The following is an 18,101-nucleotide window of genomic DNA, read 5'->3' as shown; positions in this document are numbered from 1 at the left end:
GACTGCGAAGAGACTGTGACGAGAGCCGCATCGTCGCACACCGGTCCGGCGGGCGGAACGACGCCCCTTCCAACGCGCGGAAGCCGCCCCCGAGTTCGTCGGTGGCGGCTTCCGCGGTGGTGAGGAAGGCTCAGGCTTCGGCGGTCTGGCCGCCGGGGCCGGTGTAATCCTCGCCGTAGGCACCCTTCGCCGGGCGGCGGCGGCGCATCGGCGGCTCCACGCCGTCCGCGAGGCGCCGGGCGGTGAGCAGGAAGCCGGTGTGCCCGATCATGCGGTGGTCGGGGCGGACGGCCAGGCCCTCGACGTGCCAGGTGCGGACCATGGTCTCCCAGGCCGACGGCTCGGCGAAGCAGCCGATCTCGCGGATGGACTCGACGGTCCGCGCGAGCTGGGTGGTGGTCGCCACGTAACAACAGAGGATGCCGCCGGGGACGAGCGCCTTGCGGACGGCCTCCAGGCACTCCCAGGGGGCGAGCATGTCCAGGATGACGCGGTCGACGTCGGTGTCGGACAGGTTGTCCTGGAGGTCGCCGACGGTGAGCTGCCAGGCCGGGTGCGGACCGCCGAAGTAGCGCTCCACGTTCTTCGTGGCGATCTCGGCGAAGTCGGCGCGGCGCTCGTAGGAGTGCAGCATGCCCTGGTCGCCGATGGCGCGCAGCAGGAAGCTGCTCAGCGAGCCGGAGCCGACGCCGGCCTCCACGACGCGGGCGCCGGGGAAGATGTCGGCCATCGCCAGGATCTGCCCCGCGTCCTTGGGGTAGACCACGGCGGCTCCGCGCGGCATGGACAGGACGTAGTCGGGGAGCAGGGGGCGCAGCGCGAGGTAGGCGACGTTTCCCGTGGTACGGACAACACTGCCCTCGGGAGCACCGATCAGCTCGTCGTGCGGGAAGGCACCCTTGTGGGTGTGGAACTGCTTCCCGGCTTCGAGCGTGAAGGTGTAGTGGCGTCCCTTGGGGTCGGTGAGCTGGACCTGGTCCCCGACCTGGAAGGGCCCGCGACGGCGGGCGGCACCGGTCGGTTCGGACATGTGACCAGCCTACCGGGCGCCGGGCGGGGCCGGGACCACGGGCCCGGGCCGGCCGGGGCTCAGGAGGCCGGGGTGCGGGCCATGGCGGCGACGAAGGCCCGTTCGACGTCCGTGGTGGAGAGGACGCCGTAGACCTCGCCGGTCTCCTCGACGACCAGGTACTCGGTGGCGGGGGTCTGCCGGAGGGCCTCCAGGAGGTCCTCGCCGGAGAGCTCGGCGGAGATCCGCATGCCGTCGTGGAGGTCCTGGGCGAGGGTGTCCACGGTGACCCAGGGCCGGCGGTGGACGGGGATGCCGACGATGGCGGACTCGCGGACCAGGGCGGTGGGTGCGCCGGCCGCGTCGACGACGACCAGGGCGCGGGCGCCCTCCTCGTTGGCCCTCCGCAGCGCTTCGGAGAGCGGGGTGGTGGGTGCGACGGGCACGGCGCGCCGGGTGAGGGTGCGGGCGCGGAGGCCGGGGAGGCGTTCGCGGAGGCGGGCCATGCGGAGGCTGTTCCCGGCGCCCGTCCAGATGATCGCGGCCAGGATGGCGGCGAGCAGGGCGTCGGTGAGGGAGTCGACGCTGCCGAAGCTGTCGGCGCGGTACGCCTGGGTGAGCAGCGGGAGGCCGACGAGGACGCTGACGGCGAGCGCGCGGCCGACCCAGGCGGCGGCGACGGTGCCGGCCATGGGCCGGCCGGTGATCTTCCAGACGACGGCGCGGAGCATCCGTCCGCCGTCCAGGGGGAGGCCGGGCAGCAGGTTGAAGACGGCCACCAGGAGGTTGGAGACCATGAGTCCGGCGAGGAGCACGCCGGGGACGGTGTCGGGTTCGACGGCCTGCATGCCGATCCAGAAGACGCCGGCCAGCACCAGGGAGAGCAGGGGGCCGACGAAGGCGAGGACGAATTCCCGTCCGGGGGTCTCGCTCTCCTTCTCGATCTCGGAGACGCCGCCGAAGAACTGGAGCTGGATGCGGCGGACCGGGAGGCGGAAGCGGAGGGCGGCGACCGTGTGGGCCAGTTCGTGGACCAGGACGGAGGCGTAGAAGGCGACGGCGAAGAAGAGGGAGACCAGGTAGCGGGCCCGGCCGAGTTCGGGCAGGACGCGGTCGAGCTGGCCGCCGAAGACCCAGGTGATCAGGGCGGCGACCAGGAACCAGCTGGGGGCGACGTAGACGGGGACGCCGAACGGGCGGCCCATGAGGATGCCGCCGCCGCTCTCGCGCGGGCGCCGGGGCCCGCGGCCGTGCTCTCCGTGCTCCCCGGGGTCTCCGGGTTCCCTGGGGCCCCCGGGCTGTCCGGCCTGGTGGTCGGCGCCCCCGCTGCCGGAGCCGCCCTGCCCGCTGTTCTCCACGGTTTCCCCTCGTCGGTGCCGCTCCCGCACCCGCCCGGTGCGCGCGCCCTGCCACGATCATGCACGTGCGGGCGCTCTGCCGTCGATGGTATGCCGCGGAATGTCCGCGGGGGGCCGTAGGGTCTCTGCCATGGACACCGCTCTCGACGACACCGCCCGGGGCCCGGCCGGAGGGGCCGCCGATCCGGCGGTCCCGCTCCCCGAGCCCGTACGGCAGCAGGCCCCCGAGGCTTCCGGGGCGGCCTCCGGGGCCACGGGGGCCGCCGCCCGGCCGGCCTCGCTGTCGCCCTCGCGTGCGGCCGATTTCATGCGGTGCCCGCTGCTGTACCGGTTCCGGGTGATCGACCGGCTGCCGGAGAAGCCCAGCCCGGCGGCGACCCGCGGCACGGTGGTGCACGCCGTGCTGGAGCGCCTCTTCGACGTCCCCGCGGCGGACCGCACCCCGGACCGGGCGCGCGCGCTGCTGCCCGGCGAGTGGGAGAAGCTGCTGGCGGCGCGGCCGGAGCTGGCGGAGCTGTTCACCGGCGAGGACGGTGCGCACGAGCCGGAGCGGCTGGCCCGCTGGCTGGCGGAGGCGGAGGGGCTGGTCGAGCGGTGGTTCTCGCTGGAGGACCCGACGCGGCTGGAGCCGGCCGAGCGCGAGCTGTTCGTGGAGACGACGCTGGACTCGGGACTGGTGCTGCGCGGCATCGTCGACCGGGTGGATGTGGCGCCGACGGGCGAGGTGCGGATCGTCGACTACAAGACCGGCAAGGCACCGGCCCCGCGGTACCGGGACGAGGCCCTGTTCCAGATGACGTTCTACGCGCTGGTGATCCGGCGGCTGCGCGGGGTGATGCCGCGCCGGCTCCAGCTGGTCTACCTGGGCAGCGGGGACGTGCTGACGTACGACCCGACGGAGGCGGAGCTGCTGGCGGTGGAGCGGAAGCTGCGTGCGCTGTGGGAGGCGATCGCGCTGGCCACCGAGACGGGAGACTGGCGGCCCCGGCCGACGAAGCTCTGCGGCTGGTGCGACCACCAGGCGCTGTGCCCGGAGTTCGGGGGGACTCCCCCGCCGTATCCGCTGCCGGTGCTGCCCGTGCCGCGCGTCCCGGAGGCGGGGTCCGGGCCTGCCGGGGTCTGACGGACGCGCTCAGGGCAGAATGGACCGGGTCTAGCGAAGGAGTTCCCTGTGGCGATCCGTGTCCTGCTCGTCGACGACCAGCCCCTGCTGCGCACGGGCTTCCGCATGATCCTCGAGGCCGAGCAGGACATCGCGGTGGTCGGGGAGGCCGGTGACGGCCTGCAGGCGCTGGACCAGGTCCGGGCGCTCCAGCCGGACGTGGTGCTGATGGACATCCGGATGCCCCGGATGGACGGCGTCGAGGCGACGCGGCAGATCACCGGCCCGGACCGGAACGGCCCGGCGAAGGTGCTGGTGCTCACCACGTTCGATCTGGACGAGTACGTGGTGGAGGCGCTGCGGGCGGGCGCGAGCGGGTTCCTGCTGAAGGACGCCCCGGCCCATGAGCTGGTGCAGGCGATCCGGGTGGTGGCGGGCGGCGAGGCGATGCTGGCGCCGAGCATCACGCGCCGGCTGCTGGACAAGTACGCCGGGCACCTCCCGTCGGGCGAGGAGCCGCTGCCGGACACGCTGAGCACGCTGACCGACCGTGAGGTGGAGGTGCTCAAGCTGGTGGCCCGCGGGCTGTCGAACGCGGAGATCGCGGCGGATCTGTTCGTGAGCGAGACGACGGTCAAGACGCATGTCGGCCATGTGCTCACCAAGCTGGGGCTGCGCGACCGGGTACAGGCGGCGGTCTACGCGTACGAGAGCGGGCTGGTGCGGCCGGGCGCGCAGTAGTCGCGAGTGCACATGCCGAAGGGCCCGCCGGATCGTTCCGGCGGGCCCTTCCGTGTCTCGGCTCCGCGTCAGCCCTTGTCGGCCTTGGCGATCTCCCAGAAGCGGAAGACGGTGGAGGCGTCCAGGGTCCACTGGAGGCCGGTGACCCGCTCGTTGGCGACGGCGTACTGCTTGCCCTGCCAGAGCGGCAGCACCGGGACGTCCTGGGCGACGGTCGACTGGAGCTTGGCGAAGTCGCCGACGGTCGCGGTGCGGCTGCCCTGGGCGGCGGTGGCCGGGAGGATCCGGTCGGCTATCTCCTTGGACTCGTAGTGGTTGGCGAGTTCGTTGTCCTCGCCGAAGAAGGGCGCGGTGAAGTTGTCCGGGTCCGGGTAGTCGGGCACCCAGCCCTTCACGTAGACCGCGTACTTGCCGGCCTCGATGCTCTTCTCGTACTCGGGGAAGGGGGCGGTGCGCACGTCCGCCTCGAACAGGCCGCTGGCGTTGAGCTGCTTGGCGATGGCGTTGAGCTCCGGGACGGTGCCGGGGCCGTAGCGGATCGGCGTGCCCCAGAGGGTCAGCTTGACCTTGCCCTTGATGCCGGCGGAGGACAGCGCCTCCTTGGCCTTCTCGGGCTGCGGGCGGTCGCCGTAGAGGTCGAAGAACGGCGTCCGGTGGCCGGTGATGCCGCTCGGGACGACGGAGTACAGCGGCTCGGCGGTGCGCTTGTAGACGTCGCGGACGAGCGCGCTGCGGTCGACGAGGTAGGCGACGGCGCGGCGGACGGCGAGCTTGCCGGTCACCGTGTCCTTGGTGTTGAACACCAGGTGCTGGACCTCGGCGCTGGTGCCCTGGACGACCTTGAGGCCCTTGCCGGCGGTGGCGGCGGCTTCCAGGGAGGAGATGTCCTCGGTGGCCAGGCCACGGTAGGCGAGGTCGACGTCGCCCTTCTGCAGGGCGGTCTTCAGGGCTTCCTGCTCGCCGTGGAAGAACTTGAGGGTCATGCCCTTGTTCTGGACGGTCGCGGGGCCCTTGTAGCCGCCGTTGACCTTGAAGACGGCCTTGTCCTTGGCGTAGGAGTCCAGCGTGTAGACGCCCGAGCCGACGGCCTTGCCGTCGGTCCGGAGCTTGTCCATCGCGTACTCCTGGTGGTCCACGATGGAGCCGGCGCCGGAGGCGATCTTCAGCGGGAAGGTGGCGTCGGGGCGCTTCAGGCGGAAGACGACGGTCTTCTTGTCCGGCGTCTTGATGTCCTTGATCGTGGACAGCATGGCCGACGCGGGACCGGACTTGTCGTTGATCTTCAGGGTGCGCCGGAAGGAGAAGGCGACGTCCTCGGAGGTGAGGTCGTGCCCGTTGCTGAACTTCAGGCCGCTGTTGAGCGTGCACTCGTAGACGGTGCTCGCCTGGTCCTTGAAGCCGCACTTCCGGGCGGCGTCGGGCTGCGGCACGTTGCTGCCCTTGGGGAAGCTCAGCAGCGACTGGAAGACGTTGTTGAACAGGATCCAGGAACCGGGGTCGTAACCCGCGGCCGGGTCCACGGCGACGACCTCGTCGGACATCCCCATGACCACCGACTCACCGGTGCCCGCCGCCTTGCCGTCCTCCGAACCGCACCCGCTCAGCAGGGCGGCGGCGAGCCCCGCGCCGAGCGGGGCGGCAAGCCACTGGTCACGTTTCCTCACGTGCACGTTCCTCACAGTTCCAAGTGGAGGGGGCGGGCACGGGCCCGCCCCTCAAGGCCGTTCTGTGGAGCTTGTTGTACAGGTGGAGCGTTGTGTTGCAAAAGGGGTGTTCTCAGCACGGCAGGGTGTCGTCGCCGTGTTGTGCGTCACTTGCCGCGGACGAGCTCCCAGGGCTGCAGCTCGGAGGCCGCGTTGAGCGCCCACTCGGCGCCGGTGAGGCCCCCGCGCACCGCCACGTACTGCTTGCCCTGCCACAGCGGCAGCACCGGCACCTCGTCCGCGACGATGTCCTGGGCCTGCTGGAAGAGCTTGGCCGCCGAGTCGCGCTGGGCGGTCTGCCGGGTCCGCGGGATCAGGTCGTTGATCTTGGCGTTCTGGTAGCGGGACCGGAGGAAGTTGTCCTTGCCGAAGAACGGGGCGATGAAGTTGTCCGGGTCCGGGAAGTCGGGGAACCAGCCCATGCCGTAGACCGCGTACTCGCCCTTGGCCGCGTTGGGGCGGAACTCCGCCCACTTCACGTCCTGGAGCTTGACGTCGAACAGGCCGCTGCCGTTGAGCTGCTTCTGGAACGTCTTGAACGCCCGCGCGGTGGCCTCGCCGTAGTGGTCGGAGGAGTAGGCGAGGGTGAACCGCACCGGGGTGCTGATGTTGGCGCTCTTCAGCAGGGCGCGGGCCTTGTCGGCGCTGGGGTTGCCGTACTGGTTGGAGAACGAGTTCTGGTGGCCCGGGATGCCGCTGGGCACCAGCGAGTACAGGGCGTCGCTGGTCCGGTCGTAGCCCTCGCGGGCCAGCGCCTGACGGTCCACCAGCTGTGCCATGGCCTGCCGGACGGCCTTCGGCTTCACGGCCGGGTCGTCGGTGTTGAAGGCCAGGTAGCCGATCTCCGAGCCGGCCGACTCCAGCAGCCGGACCTGCTGGTCGGTGGCGTTGCGCAGCCGGTCGATCTGCTCGGGCGACAGGGTGCGGTTCGCCATGTCGATGTCGCCGCCCTTGAGGGCGTTCTCCATCGTCTTGGCGTCGTCGTAGAAGCGCATCTCGACCTTGTCGTTCTGCACCTTGACCGAACCCTGGTAGTCCGGGTTCTTGGTGAGCACGACCTTGACCGCGCGGCCGTCCTGCTCCTGGGTCTCCAGGGTGTACGGGCCGGAGCCGACGACCTTGAAGCCGTCGCCCATCAGCTTGTTCTTGGGGTACGCCTGGCTGTCGACGATGGCCGCGGCCGGGGTGGCGAGCTTCTGCGGGAACGTCGCGTCGGGCGTCTTCAGCTGGAAGACGATCTCGCGGTCGTTCGGGGTCTCGACCCTGTCGATGTTGCTCAGCAGCGAGACCGGACCGTTCTCGAAGTTGATCGTGCGGGCGCGCTCGACGGAGAACTTGACGTCCTTGACGGTCATCTCGTGACCGTTGCTGAACTTCAGCCCGCTGCGCAGGGTGCAGCGGTACTGCTCGTTGCGGCGGTCGCTGAACGCGCACTTGGAGGCGGCGTCCGGCTCCGGCTCCGAGCCGGAGCGGGGCAGCCGGAGCAGCGTCTGGAAGGCGCTGTGCAGCACGTTCCAGGCGCCGATGTCATACGCGGCGGCGGGGTCGAAGGGGGCCGGAGCGTCGGTCGTCTGCTCGAACCGGTCGGTGGTGCCGACGACGATGGCGCCCTTGCCCTTGCCCGCTCCGTCGCCCCCACCACAGGCGACGAGCACGGGGGCCAGCAGGCCCACCACGGTCGGCAGCACCAACGTCTTGCGGTTCATTGTCCGGTGTTCTCCCTGTGGTGCGAACGGCGCCCGGGACTCCGTACGGATGCGTTGCGGCACGGGCCCCACGGGGTGCCGTGAAGTACTCGCCAAGAGATTAGTGGCGGCGCCGAGGGGACCGGAACGCGGTCTCTCTGATGCGATATCACGCCGCGATAACGGCGGCGGGTTGGCGGATATCCGGGCGAGGGAACGATTCGCGCACCAGTGAACCAATCGGGACACAAGGGTGCGCCCACGCCGTCGACAAAGCGTCAGAACGGCGCAGAGTCGACGCCGCGATAGCCTCGGGCCGGTGACGAAGGTCACTCCGGAAATGATCTCGTACCCCTTGGCTTTTACCGTCGCTTTGATCACGCAAAACGACGGGACCGGCGCTCAGAGTTTCTTGAGCATTCCACCGTCAACGCTCGGTGTGCGCACCAAACACCTGTGGTGACCGGCGTTCCTTCATGATCCGATCAGGCTGCGCAGAAAACGGAGATCGACTTCTTCGAGGGAACGGACGACCGTCCGCCCGGCCGCGGGCGGGATCGCCCCCACCGAGGGCACCGCCACCACCCGGCAGCCGGCCGCCTCGGCCGCCGTCACCCCCGTCATGGTGTCCTCGACCACCGCGCAGCGCTCCGGGGCGACCCCGAGTCTCGCGGCGGCCAGCAGGTACGGGTCGGGGTGCGGCTTGGTGCGCTCCATCTCGTCACCCGCCACGGTCAGCGTGAAGTGCTCCGGGCCGAGGGTGCGCAGCACCCGGTCGATGATGTGCCGGTGCGACGCGGAGACCAGCGCGGTCGGCACGTCGTGCGCCGCCAGCTCGGTGAGCAGGCGCTTCGCACCCGGCATCAGGGGGACGCCGGAGCCGATCATCTCGGCGAAGCGGGAGTTGAGGAGGGCCGTCAGCTCGGCGAGGGCGATCTTCGCGCCCGTGGCCTTGATCAGGAACGCGGCGCTGCGGGTCATGGGGCCGCCGACGACGATCTCGCGGTACTCCTCCAGGAGCTGGTGGCCCAGCTCGGCGAAGACCGCGACTTCCACCTCCCACCAGAAGCCCTCGGTGTCGACCAGGGTGCCGTCCATGTCGAGGAGGACGGCTTCGAGGGCGCCGCCGCCTCGGGCGGGCCTGGTCGCGACCGTGGGAATGCCGCTGGTCATTCGCGCACCTCCTGAGGGGACGAGAAGGCCGGTCCGCCTTGCCCCTCGCGGGGCGGCGGACCGGCCTTCTGCTACCGGACGAACAGTTTACGGCGGGGGGCGCCGGAGCGCTCCTTCGTTTTTCGGCGCCCCTGTCCCGCCCTTTCGCCGTTTCCTGGGGCTGCGCCCCAGACCCCCTTGTCGCGGCTTCGCCGCTCGTCCTCAAACGCCGGACGGGCTGAATAGCCCGTCCCCCGGGGGTGCGGGGGCTTGCCCCCCCAAGAAACTGGGGGCACCTCCCAGCGGTAGCTGGGGGAGAAAGGGCGGGACCGGGGCACAGCCCGCCGCAGGCGCACCGCTACCGCGCGTTGAAGTACTTCGCCTCCGGATGATGAATCACGATCGCATCCGTCGACTGCTCGGGATGCAGCTGGAACTCCTCCGACAGCCGCACCCCGATCCGCTCCGGCTCCAGCAATTCCGCGATCTTCGCCCGGTCTTCGAGATCGGGGCAGGCCCCGTACCCCAAGGAGAACCGCGCGCCGCGGTACTTCAGAGCGAACATGTCCTCCACGTCGGAGGGGTCCTCGCCCCCGAAGCCCAGCTCCGAGCGCACCCGCGCGTGCCAGTACTCGGCCAGCGCCTCCGCCAGCTGCACGGACAGCCCGTGCAGCTCCAGGTAGTCGCGGTACGCGTCGGAGGCGAAGAGTTCCGCCGTCGCCTCGCCGATCCGGGAGCCGACGGTCACGACCTGGAGGCCCACCACGTCCCGCTCCCCCGACTCCTCGGGACGGAAGAAGTCGGCCAGGCAGAGCCGGCGGCCGCGGCGCTGGCGGGGGAAGGTGAAGCGGGTGCGTTCGGTGCCGTCCTCGTGGAGGAGGATGAGGTCGTCGCCCTTGGAGTAGCAGGGGAAGTAGCCGTAGACGACGGCCGCTTCCAGCAGGTTCTCCGTGTGGAGCTTGTCGAGCCAGCCGCGCAGCCGCGGCCGGCCCTCGGTCTCGACGAGTTCCTCGTAGCTGGGGCCGCCGGCGCGGGCCTGCTTCAGGCCCCACTGGCCCTTGAAGAGGGCGCCCTCGTCGAGCCACGACGCGTAGTCCTTCAAGGGGATGCCCTTGACGACGCGGGTGCCCCGGAAGGGCGGCGTGGGCACGGGGTTGTCGGTGGCGACGTCCGAGCGGACGGCGCCCTTGGGCTCCTCGTCCACGACCACCGGGGTGTCCCGCTTGGGCACCCGCCGCTGCTTGAGTTCGGGGAGCGTGGCGCCGGGGACGCCGCGCTTGACGGCGATGAGGGCGTCCATCAGCCGGAGCCCCTCGAAGGCGTCGCGGGCGTAGCGGACCTCGCCCTCGTAGATCTCGTGCAGGTCCTGTTCGACGTAGGCGCGGGTGAGGGCGGCACCGCCGAGGATCACCGGGTAGGTGGCGGCCAGCTTGCGCTGGTTCAGCTCCTCCAGGTTCTCCTTCATGATCACGGTGGACTTCACCAGGAGGCCCGACATGCCGATCACGTCCGCGCGGTGTTCCTCCGCGGCTTCCAGGATGGCCGAGACGGGCTGCTTGATGCCGAGGTTGACGACGTTGTAGCCGTTGTTGGAGAGGATGATGTCGACGAGGTTCTTGCCGATGTCGTGGACGTCGCCGCGGACGGTGGCGAGGACGATAGTGCCTTTGCCCTCGGCGTCGCTCTTCTCCATGTGCGGTTCGAGGTGGGCGACGGCGGTCTTCATGACCTCGGCGGACTGGAGGACGAACGGCAGCTGCATCTGGCCGGAGCCGAACAGCTCGCCGACGACCTTCATGCCCTCCAGCAGGGTGTCGTTGACGATGTCGAGGGCCGGGCGCTCGGTCAGCGCCTCGTCGAGGTCGGCCTCCAGGCCGTTCTTCTCGCCGTCGATGATGCGGCGCCGCAGCCGCTCCTCCAGCGGCAGGGCGAGGAGTTCCTCGGCCTTGCCCGCCTTCAACGACTTCGCTGTCGCGCCCTCGAAGAGCTGCATGAGCTTCTGCAGCGGGTCGTAGCCCTCGGAGCGGCGGTCGTAGATGAGGTCGAGGGCGGTGGTGACCTCCTCCTCGTCGAAGCGCGCGATGGGGAGGATCTTGGAGGCGTGCACGATGGCCGAGTCCAGGCCCGCCTTGACGCACTCGTCGAGGAAGACGGAGTTGAGCAGGATCCGGGCGGCCGGGTTGAGGCCGAAGGAGATGTTGGACAGGCCCAGGGTGGTCTGGACGTCCGGGTGGCGGCGCTTGAGCTCCCGGATGGCCTCGATGGTGGCGATGCCGTCCTTGCGGGACTCCTCCTGGCCCGTGCAGATGGTGAAGGTCAGGGTGTCGACGAGGATGTCCTCCTCGTGGATGCCCCAGTTGCCGGTGAGGTCGGCGATCAGCCGCTCGGCGATCTCCACCTTCTTCTCCGGCGTGCGGGCCTGGCCCTCCTCGTCGATGGTCAGCGCGATCAGGGCCGCGCCGTGCTCCCGCGCGAGGCGGGCGACCTGGGCGAACCGCGACTCGGGGCCGTCGCCGTCCTCGTAGTTGACGGAGTTGATGACGGCCCGGCCGCCGAGCTTCTCCAGGCCGGCCCGGATGACGTCCACCTCGGTGGAGTCGAGGACGATCGGCAGGGTGGAGGCGGTGGCGAAGCGGCCGGCCAGCTCCTCCATGTCGGCCACGCCGTCCCGGCCGACGTAGTCGACGCAGAGGTCGAGCATGTGGGCGCCCTCGCGGATCTGCTCGCGGGCCATCTCCACGCAGTCGTCCCAGCGGCCGTCCAGCATGGCCGTGCGGAACTTCTTCGAGCCGTTGGCATTCGTCCGCTCGCCGATGGCCAGGTACGAGGTGTCCTGGCGGAAGGGGACGGTCTGGTAGAGGGAGGCGGCGCCCGGCTCGGGACGCGGCGAGCGCTCGGTGGGGGTCAGGCCGCGGACGCGCTCGACGACCTGCCGCAGGTGCTCGGGGGTGGTGCCGCAGCAGCCGCCGACCAGCGACAGGCCGTACTCGCGGACGAACGTCTCCTGCGCGTCGGCCAGTTCGGCGGGGGACAGCGGGTAGTGGGCGCCGTCCTTGCCCAGCACCGGCAGGCCGGCGTTGGGCATGCAGGAGAGGGCGACGCGGGAGTGCCGGGCGAGGTAGCGGAGGTGCTCGCTCATCTCGGCGGGGCCGGTGGCGCAGTTGAGGCCGATCATGTCGATGCCGAGCGGCTCCAGCGCGGTGAGGGCCGCGCCGATCTCCGAGCCGAGGAGCATGGTGCCGGTGGTCTCCACGGTCACCGAGACGATCACCGGCAGGTCGGTGCCGGTGGCCTCCAGGGCGCGGCGGGCGCCGAGGACGGACGCCTTGGTCTGGAGGAGGTCCTGGGTGGTCTCGACGAGCAGCGCGTCGGCGCCGCCGGAGATCAGCCCCTCGGCGTTGGCCTGGTAGGCGTCGCGGAGGACGGTGTAGGGGGCGTGGCCCAGGGTGGGGAGCTTGGTGCCGGGGCCGATGGAGCCCAGGACCCAGCGGGGGCGGCCGTCGGCGGCGAAGGCGTCGGCGGTCTCTCGGGCGACGCGGGCGCCGGCCTCGGAGAGTTCGAAGACGCGGTCGGGGATGTCGTATTCGCCGAGCGCGGCGTGGTTGGCGCCGAAGGTGTTGGTCTCGACGCAGTCGACGCCGGCGGCGAAGTACGCCTCGTGGACCGAGCGGACGATGTCGGGCCGGGTGACGTTGAGGATCTCGTTGCAGCCTTCGAGCTGCTCGAAGTCGTCGAGACTGGGGTCCTGCGCCTGGAGCATGGTTCCCATGGCCCCGTCGGCGACCACGACCCGGGTGGCGAGTGCCTCCCGGAGCAGGTCGGATCGGGATGAACGGACGGTCGATGGCTGCAGGGCCATGGAGGTGCTCCCGTGGTTGCGACGGCTGTCGGCTTTGCGCCCTCCTGGAGAAGGCGCACGCCGCAAGCGTAGCCGCAGTGCCCGCGGAAAGCAGGGGGTGTCCCATGCCGCGGACATGCGGTATCGGGCGGGGTACGGCGTCCGGTGGGCCGCGCGGTACGCGCCCGGGCGGGGCCTCAGCGATCATGATCACGCCAGCGTCGGCTACCCCAGGGTCGGCATCGGCCGATAGTGTTCAGCAATGCCGAACGGCATTTTGGAGGAGGTTGCTCGATGGCACGGACCATCCAGTCGCTCGAACGGGCGGCGGCGATGCTGCGGCTGCTCGCGGGCGGCGAGCGGAGGCTGGGACTGTCCGACGTGGCCTCCGCGCTGGGGCTCGCCAAGGGCACCGCGCACGGCATCCTGCGCACGCTCCAGCAGGAGGGCTTCGTGGAGCAGGACCCGGCCTCGGGGCGCTACCAACTGGGCGCCGAGCTCCTCCGGCTGGGCAACAGCTACCTGGACGTCCACGAGCTGCGCGCCCGCGCCCTGGTCTGGGCGGACGACCTGGCCCGCGCCAGCGGCGAGAGCGTCTACCTCGGCGTCCTCCACCAGCAGGGCGTCCTGATCATCCACCACGTCTTCCGGCCGGACGACAGCCGCCAGGTGCTGGAGGTCGGCGCGATGCACCCGCTGCACAGCACCGCCCTGGGCAAGGTCCTGTGCGCCTACGACCCGGTGGCCCACAGCCAGCTGACCGAGACCGGCCCCGAGGCGTTCACCGACCGCACCGTGACCGACCTCGACGGCCTGGAGGGGATGCTGGACCTCACCCGCGCCCGGGGCTGGGCCGCGGACGTCGAGGAGACCTGGGCGGGCGTCGCCTCCGTCGCCGCCCCGATCCACGACCGGCGCCGGATGCCGGTCGGCGCGGTGGGCGTCACGGGCGCCGTCGAGCGCGTCTGCGAGGGCGGCGAGCTGCGCCCGCAGCTGATCGCGGCGGTGCGGGACTGCGCCCGCGCGGTCTCCCGCGACCTGGGCGCCGGCCGGTTCTGACGGCCTCCCGGCCCGACCGCCCTCCCCCGGGCCCGCGCACCCCCTCCGACAGGCCCGCGAAGATCCACTTCTCCGCCCGCTCCGGGCCTCGCGAGACCCCTTCGTTACCGGCCGGTATCCAAACGTACATTTCTGGCCAGTTGGCCTGGAGTTTCCGGTCACAGAACCCTTGACGGGCCCCTTACGGTGCAGAAAACTGCCGTGCATCGGTCGGCATTGTCGAACACCTGACGACAATATTCGCTATGGTGTGCAGTGCGTGCAGTGCTGCAAGGGCCATGGGACGACCGGTCACCGCCCTCACGGAGGGCGCGGACCTCCGGAGGTACCCGGGGTTCGCCTTCCCCTGGACGAAGGACAAAGGAGTCGCGGGTGTCCAGCTCCGACATCTTCATCGGCGAGACCATCGGTACCGCCGTCTTGATTCTGCTCGGCGGTGGCGTCTGCGCCGCCGTCACCCTGAAGCGCTCGAAAGCGCTGAACGCGGGCTGGCTCGCCATCACCTTCGGGTGGGGCTTCGCCGTGCTGACGGGCGCGTACATCGCGAAGCCCTCCGGCGCCCACCTCAACCCGGCCGTCACCATCGGTCTGGCCATAGACGGCGCCACCAAGTGGAGTGACGTTCCCCTCTACATCGGCTCCCAGATGCTCGGCGCGATGATCGGCGCCACGCTGGTCTGGATCACCTACTACGGGCAGTTCCAGGCCCACCTGACCGACCCCGAGCTGGTGGCCACGCTGAACCCCAAGGAGGGGATGGTCGACCAGACCGCCACTCCGCAGGCCGGCCCGGTGCTCGGCATCTTCTCCACCGGTCCGGAGATCCGGAACGTCGTGCAGAACCTGGCGACCGAGATCATCGGTACCGCCGTGCTCGTCCTCGCCATCCTGACCCAGGGCCTGACGGCGGGTCTGGCCGTCAGCGGTACCGGCGTCCTGATGACCGCGTTCGTGGTCGTCGGCATCGGCCTCTCGCTGGGCGGCCCCACCGGTTACGCGATCAACCCCGCGCGCGACCTCGGCCCGCGTATCGTGCATGCGCTGCTTCCGCTGCCCAACAAGGGCGGATCCGACTGGTCCTACGCCTGGATCCCGGTGGTCGGCCCGCTGGCCGGCGCCGCCCTGGCGGCAGGCATCCACAAGCTCGCGTTCTGACGCACGACAGCCGAGACCCTCAGACCTCAGGAGCAAGAGACCACATGACCAGCACCCACGGCACCCACGGTCACGGCCCGTTCATCGCGGCCATCGACCAGGGCACGACGTCCTCCCGCTGCATCGTCTTCGACCGCGACGGCCGCATCGTCTCCGTCGACCAGAAGGAGCACGAGCAGATCTTCCCCAAGCCGGGCTGGGTCGAGCACGACGCCAAGGAGATCTGGGCCAACGTCCAGGAAGTCGTCGCGAGCGCCGTCGAGAAGGCGGGCATCACCGCCGCCGACGTCAAGGCCATCGGCATCACCAACCAGCGTGAGACCACGCTGCTGTGGGACAAGAACACCGGCGAGCCGGTCCACAACGCCATCGTCTGGCAGGACACCCGCACCGACGCCCTCTGCCGCGAGCTCGGCCGCAACGTCGGCCAGGACCGCTTCCGCCGCGAGACCGGCCTTCCGCTGGCCTCCTACTTCTCCGGCCCGAAGGTCCGCTGGCTGCTGGACAACGTCGAGGGCCTGCGCGAGCGCGCCGAGCGCGGCGACATCCTCTTCGGCACCATGGACTCCTGGGTCATCTGGAACCTCACCGGTGGCGTGAACGGCGGTGTGCACGTCACGGACGTCACCAACGCCTCCCGCACCATGCTGATGAACCTCCGCAAGCTGGAGTGGGACGAGCGCATCCTCTCCTCCATGGAGATCCCGGCCGCCGTGCTGCCGGAGATCCGCTCCTCCGCCGAGGTCTACGGCAACGCCAAGGGCGGCGCCCTGGACGGCGTCCCGGTCGCCTCCGCGCTCGGCGACCAGCAGGCGGCCCTCTTCGGCCAGACCTGCTTCGACAAGGGAGAGGCCAAGTCCACCTACGGCACCGGAACGTTCATGCTGATGAACACCGGCGACGAGCCCGTCCAGTCGTACAACGGCCTGCTGACGACCGTCGGTTACCGCATCGGCGACCAGAAGCCGGTCTACGCCCTGGAAGGCTCCATCGCCGTCACCGGTTCGCTGGTGCAGTGGATGCGCGACCAGATGGGCCTCATCAAGTCCGCCGCCGAGATCGAGACCCTCGCCTCCAGCGTCGAGGACAACGGCGGCGCCTACTTCGTCCCGGCCTTCTCCGGCCTGTTCGCCCCCTACTGGCGCTCCGACGCGCGCGGTGTCATCGCGGGCCTGACCCGCTACGTCACCAAGGCGCACATCGCCCGCGCCGTCCTCGAGGCGACCGCCTGGCAGACCCGCGAGATCACCGACGCCATGACCAAGGACTCCGGCGTCGAGCTGGCCGCGCTCAAGGTCGACGGCGGCATGACCTCCAACAACTTGCTGATGCAGACCCTCTCGGACTTCCTGGACGCGCCCGTGGTGCGCCCGATGGTCGCCGAGACGACCTGCCTCGGCGCCGCCTACGCCGCCGGCCTGGCCGTCGGCTTCTGGCCCGACACCGACGCCCTCCGCGCCAACTGGCGCCGGGCCGCCGAGTGGACCCCCCGCATGGACGCTGACAAGCGTGACAGCGAGTACAAGAACTGGCTCAAGGCCGTCGAGCGGACCATGGGCTGGATCGACGACGAGAGCTGACTGAGGAGCAACTCATGACTACCCCGCAGAGCGTTCCGACCCTGGGAACGCACCCGGCCGCCGGTGCCAACCCGGGCCGCGCCGAGACCCGGGAGCGACTGTCCAACGCGACGTACGACCTCCTGGTCATCGGCGGCGGCATCCTGGGCACCTCGGTCGCCTGGCACGCCGCGCAGTCGGGACTGCGGGTCGCGATGGTGGACGCCGGCGACTTCGCCGGCGCCACCTCCTCCGCGTCCTCCAAGCTCGTCCACGGCGGTCTGCGCTACCTGCAGACCGGCGCGGTCAAGCTGGTCGCGGAGAACCACCACGAGCGCCGGGTGCTGGCCAAGGACGTGGCCCCGCACCTGGTCAACCCGCTCACCTTCTACCTGCCCGTCTACAAGGGCGGGCCGGTCGGCGCCGCCAAGCTCGGCGCCGGTGTCTTCGCCTACTCGGCGCTGTCCGCCTTCGGCGACGGCGTCGGCAAGGTGATCTCCCCGTCCCGCGCCAAGGCCGACAACCCCGGTCTGCGCACGGACAACCTCAAGGCCGTCGCGGTCTACTACGACCACCAGATGAACGACTCGCGTGTGGCGGTCATGACCGTCCGCGCGGCCGTCGAGTCCGGCGCGGTCGTCCTCAACCACGCCGAGGTCACCGGGCTGCGCTTCACGCACGGCAAGGTCTCCGGCGCGGAGCTCAAGGACCGCGTCGACGGCGCCGAGTTCGGCATCGACGCCCGCGTGGTGCTCAACGCCACCGGCCCGTGGGTCGACCACCTGCGCAAGATGGAGGACAAGGGCGCGGCCCCCTCCATCCGCCTCTCCAAGGGCGCGCACATCGTGATGAAGCGCAAGTCGCCGTGGAAGGCCGCCATGGCCACCCCGATCGACAAGTACCGCATCACCTTCGCCCTCCCGTGGGAGGACCAGCTCCTCCTGGGCACTACCGACACCCAGTACGAGGGCGACCCGGCCGACGTGCGCGCCACGGAGGAGGACATCCAGCAGATCCTGGACGAGGCCGCCTTCTCCATCGTCGACGCGGACCTCGACCGCTCGCTGATGACCTACGCGTTCGCCGGTCTGCGGGTGCTGCCCGGCGGCCCCGGCGACGTGGCCCAGGCCAAGCGCGAGACCGTGGTCACCGAGGGCAAGGGCGGCATGCTGTCCGTCGCCGGCGGCAAGTGGACCACGTACCGCCACATCGGCCGTACGGTCATGACCAAGCTGGCCAAGGTGCCCGGCAGCCCGCTGACCGAGGAGATGGAGCCCGTCTCCAGCCTGGTCCGCCGCACCCCGCTGCCCGGTGTCGCCAACCCCAACGCCGTCGCCCACCGCCTGCTGGTGGACCGCGAGCCCGGCACCCGGATGGACCCGCTGACGGCCCGTCACCTCGCCACGCACTACGGCTCGCTGTCCTTCGACATCGCGCGCCTGGCCAACGAGAACCCGGAGCTCGGCGAGCGCATCCACCCCGACGGCCCGGAGATCTGGGCCCAGGTCGCCTACGCCCGCGACTACGAGTGGGCCGAGACGGTCGACGACGTGCTGCGCCGCCGCACCACGCTGACCATCCGCGGCCTGGACGACGAGAACGTCCGCACCCGGGTCAAGGACATGCTGGAGCGCAAGGGCTGATCCCCGCCGCCACGGCCGTGAAGGGCCTCTGAAGGGGGGAGGGACGTGTGACGTCCCTCCCCCCTTTGCCGTCTTCCTCTTGTAAGAGGCAACCGGT

Annotated in this window: 12 protein-coding genes; 6 read left to right on the top strand and 6 right to left on the bottom strand. The window is 70.7% G+C overall.

Annotated features, from left to right (window positions below; genetic code table 11):
• Positions 1-130 precede the first annotated feature (130 nt).
• Together ACH4PU_RS10280 and ACH4PU_RS10275 are read right to left on the bottom strand one after the other, a co-directional pair.
• Positions 131-1,030, bottom strand: a complete 900-nt coding sequence (locus ACH4PU_RS10280) for a tRNA (adenine-N1)-methyltransferase (RefSeq protein ID WP_185944680.1) — start codon at positions 1,028-1,030, stop codon at positions 131-133.
• Between the two features lie 59 nt (positions 1,031-1,089).
• Positions 1,090-2,367 (bottom strand): site-2 protease family protein, encoded by a 1,278-nt coding sequence (locus ACH4PU_RS10275; RefSeq protein ID WP_398268964.1) that lies wholly within the window; start codon positions 2,365-2,367, stop codon positions 1,090-1,092.
• Positions 2,368-2,497: 130 nt separating this feature from the next.
• Between ACH4PU_RS10275 and ACH4PU_RS10270 the strand changes: the two genes are divergently transcribed.
• A complete protein-coding gene (locus ACH4PU_RS10270; protein ID WP_398268961.1) occupies positions 2,498-3,490 on the top strand; it encodes a RecB family exonuclease in 993 nt (330 codons plus the stop codon).
• 48 nt (positions 3,491-3,538) lie between these two features.
• Positions 3,539-4,210: a response regulator gene (locus ACH4PU_RS10265; RefSeq protein ID WP_398268958.1), complete on the top strand. Its 672-nt coding sequence runs from the start codon at positions 3,539-3,541 to the stop codon at positions 4,208-4,210.
• Between the two features lie 68 nt (positions 4,211-4,278).
• Here ACH4PU_RS10265 and ACH4PU_RS10260 read toward each other — a convergent pair whose 3' ends face one another.
• From ACH4PU_RS10260 to metH, 4 genes are all read right to left on the bottom strand, one after another.
• Positions 4,279-5,874 carry an ABC transporter substrate-binding protein gene (locus tag ACH4PU_RS10260; protein WP_398268955.1) on the bottom strand — a complete coding sequence of 532 codons (1,596 nt, stop codon included), beginning with the start codon at positions 5,872-5,874 and terminating at the stop codon, positions 4,279-4,281.
• A gap of 146 nt (positions 5,875-6,020) precedes the next feature.
• On the bottom strand, positions 6,021-7,619 hold the full coding sequence (locus ACH4PU_RS10255) for an ABC transporter substrate-binding protein (protein WP_398268952.1): 1,599 nt from the start codon (positions 7,617-7,619) through the stop codon (positions 6,021-6,023).
• A gap of 453 nt (positions 7,620-8,072) precedes the next feature.
• Entirely contained in the window at positions 8,073-8,771 is a 699-nt protein-coding gene (locus ACH4PU_RS10250) for an HAD family hydrolase (protein WP_398268949.1), read from the bottom strand.
• A 337-nt stretch (positions 8,772-9,108) separates the two neighbouring features.
• Positions 9,109-12,609 (bottom strand): methionine synthase, encoded by a 3,501-nt coding sequence (metH, locus tag ACH4PU_RS10245; protein ID WP_398268946.1) that lies wholly within the window; start codon positions 12,607-12,609, stop codon positions 9,109-9,111.
• 273 nt (positions 12,610-12,882) lie between these two features.
• On the opposite strand from metH, the gene ACH4PU_RS10240 reads away from it, so the two are divergent.
• The 4 genes from ACH4PU_RS10240 to ACH4PU_RS10225 all read left to right on the top strand — a co-directional run bounded on the left by ACH4PU_RS10240 (position 12,883) and on the right by ACH4PU_RS10225 (position 18,004).
• Positions 12,883-13,647 carry an IclR family transcriptional regulator gene (locus ACH4PU_RS10240; protein WP_398268943.1) on the top strand — a complete coding sequence of 255 codons (765 nt, stop codon included), beginning with the start codon at positions 12,883-12,885 and terminating at the stop codon, positions 13,645-13,647.
• A 372-nt stretch (positions 13,648-14,019) separates the two neighbouring features.
• Positions 14,020-14,802 (top strand): MIP/aquaporin family protein, encoded by a 783-nt coding sequence (locus ACH4PU_RS10235; RefSeq protein WP_398268940.1) that lies wholly within the window; start codon positions 14,020-14,022, stop codon positions 14,800-14,802.
• A 44-nt stretch (positions 14,803-14,846) separates the two neighbouring features.
• Entirely contained in the window at positions 14,847-16,382 is a 1,536-nt protein-coding gene (gene glpK / locus ACH4PU_RS10230; protein WP_398268937.1) for a glycerol kinase GlpK, read from the top strand.
• Positions 16,383-16,396: 14 nt separating this feature from the next.
• Complete coding sequence (locus ACH4PU_RS10225) at positions 16,397-18,004, top strand: FAD-dependent oxidoreductase (RefSeq protein WP_398268934.1); 1,608 nt, start codon at positions 16,397-16,399, stop codon at positions 18,002-18,004.
• Positions 18,005-18,101: the final 97 nt, after the last annotated feature.

It is taken from the genome of Streptomyces sp. NPDC021100, from assembly GCF_044333095.1.
In the GTDB taxonomy this organism is placed as follows: Bacteria; Actinomycetota; Actinomycetes; order Streptomycetales; family Streptomycetaceae; genus Streptomyces.
This window is presented reverse-complemented; position numbering and strand designations above follow the sequence as displayed.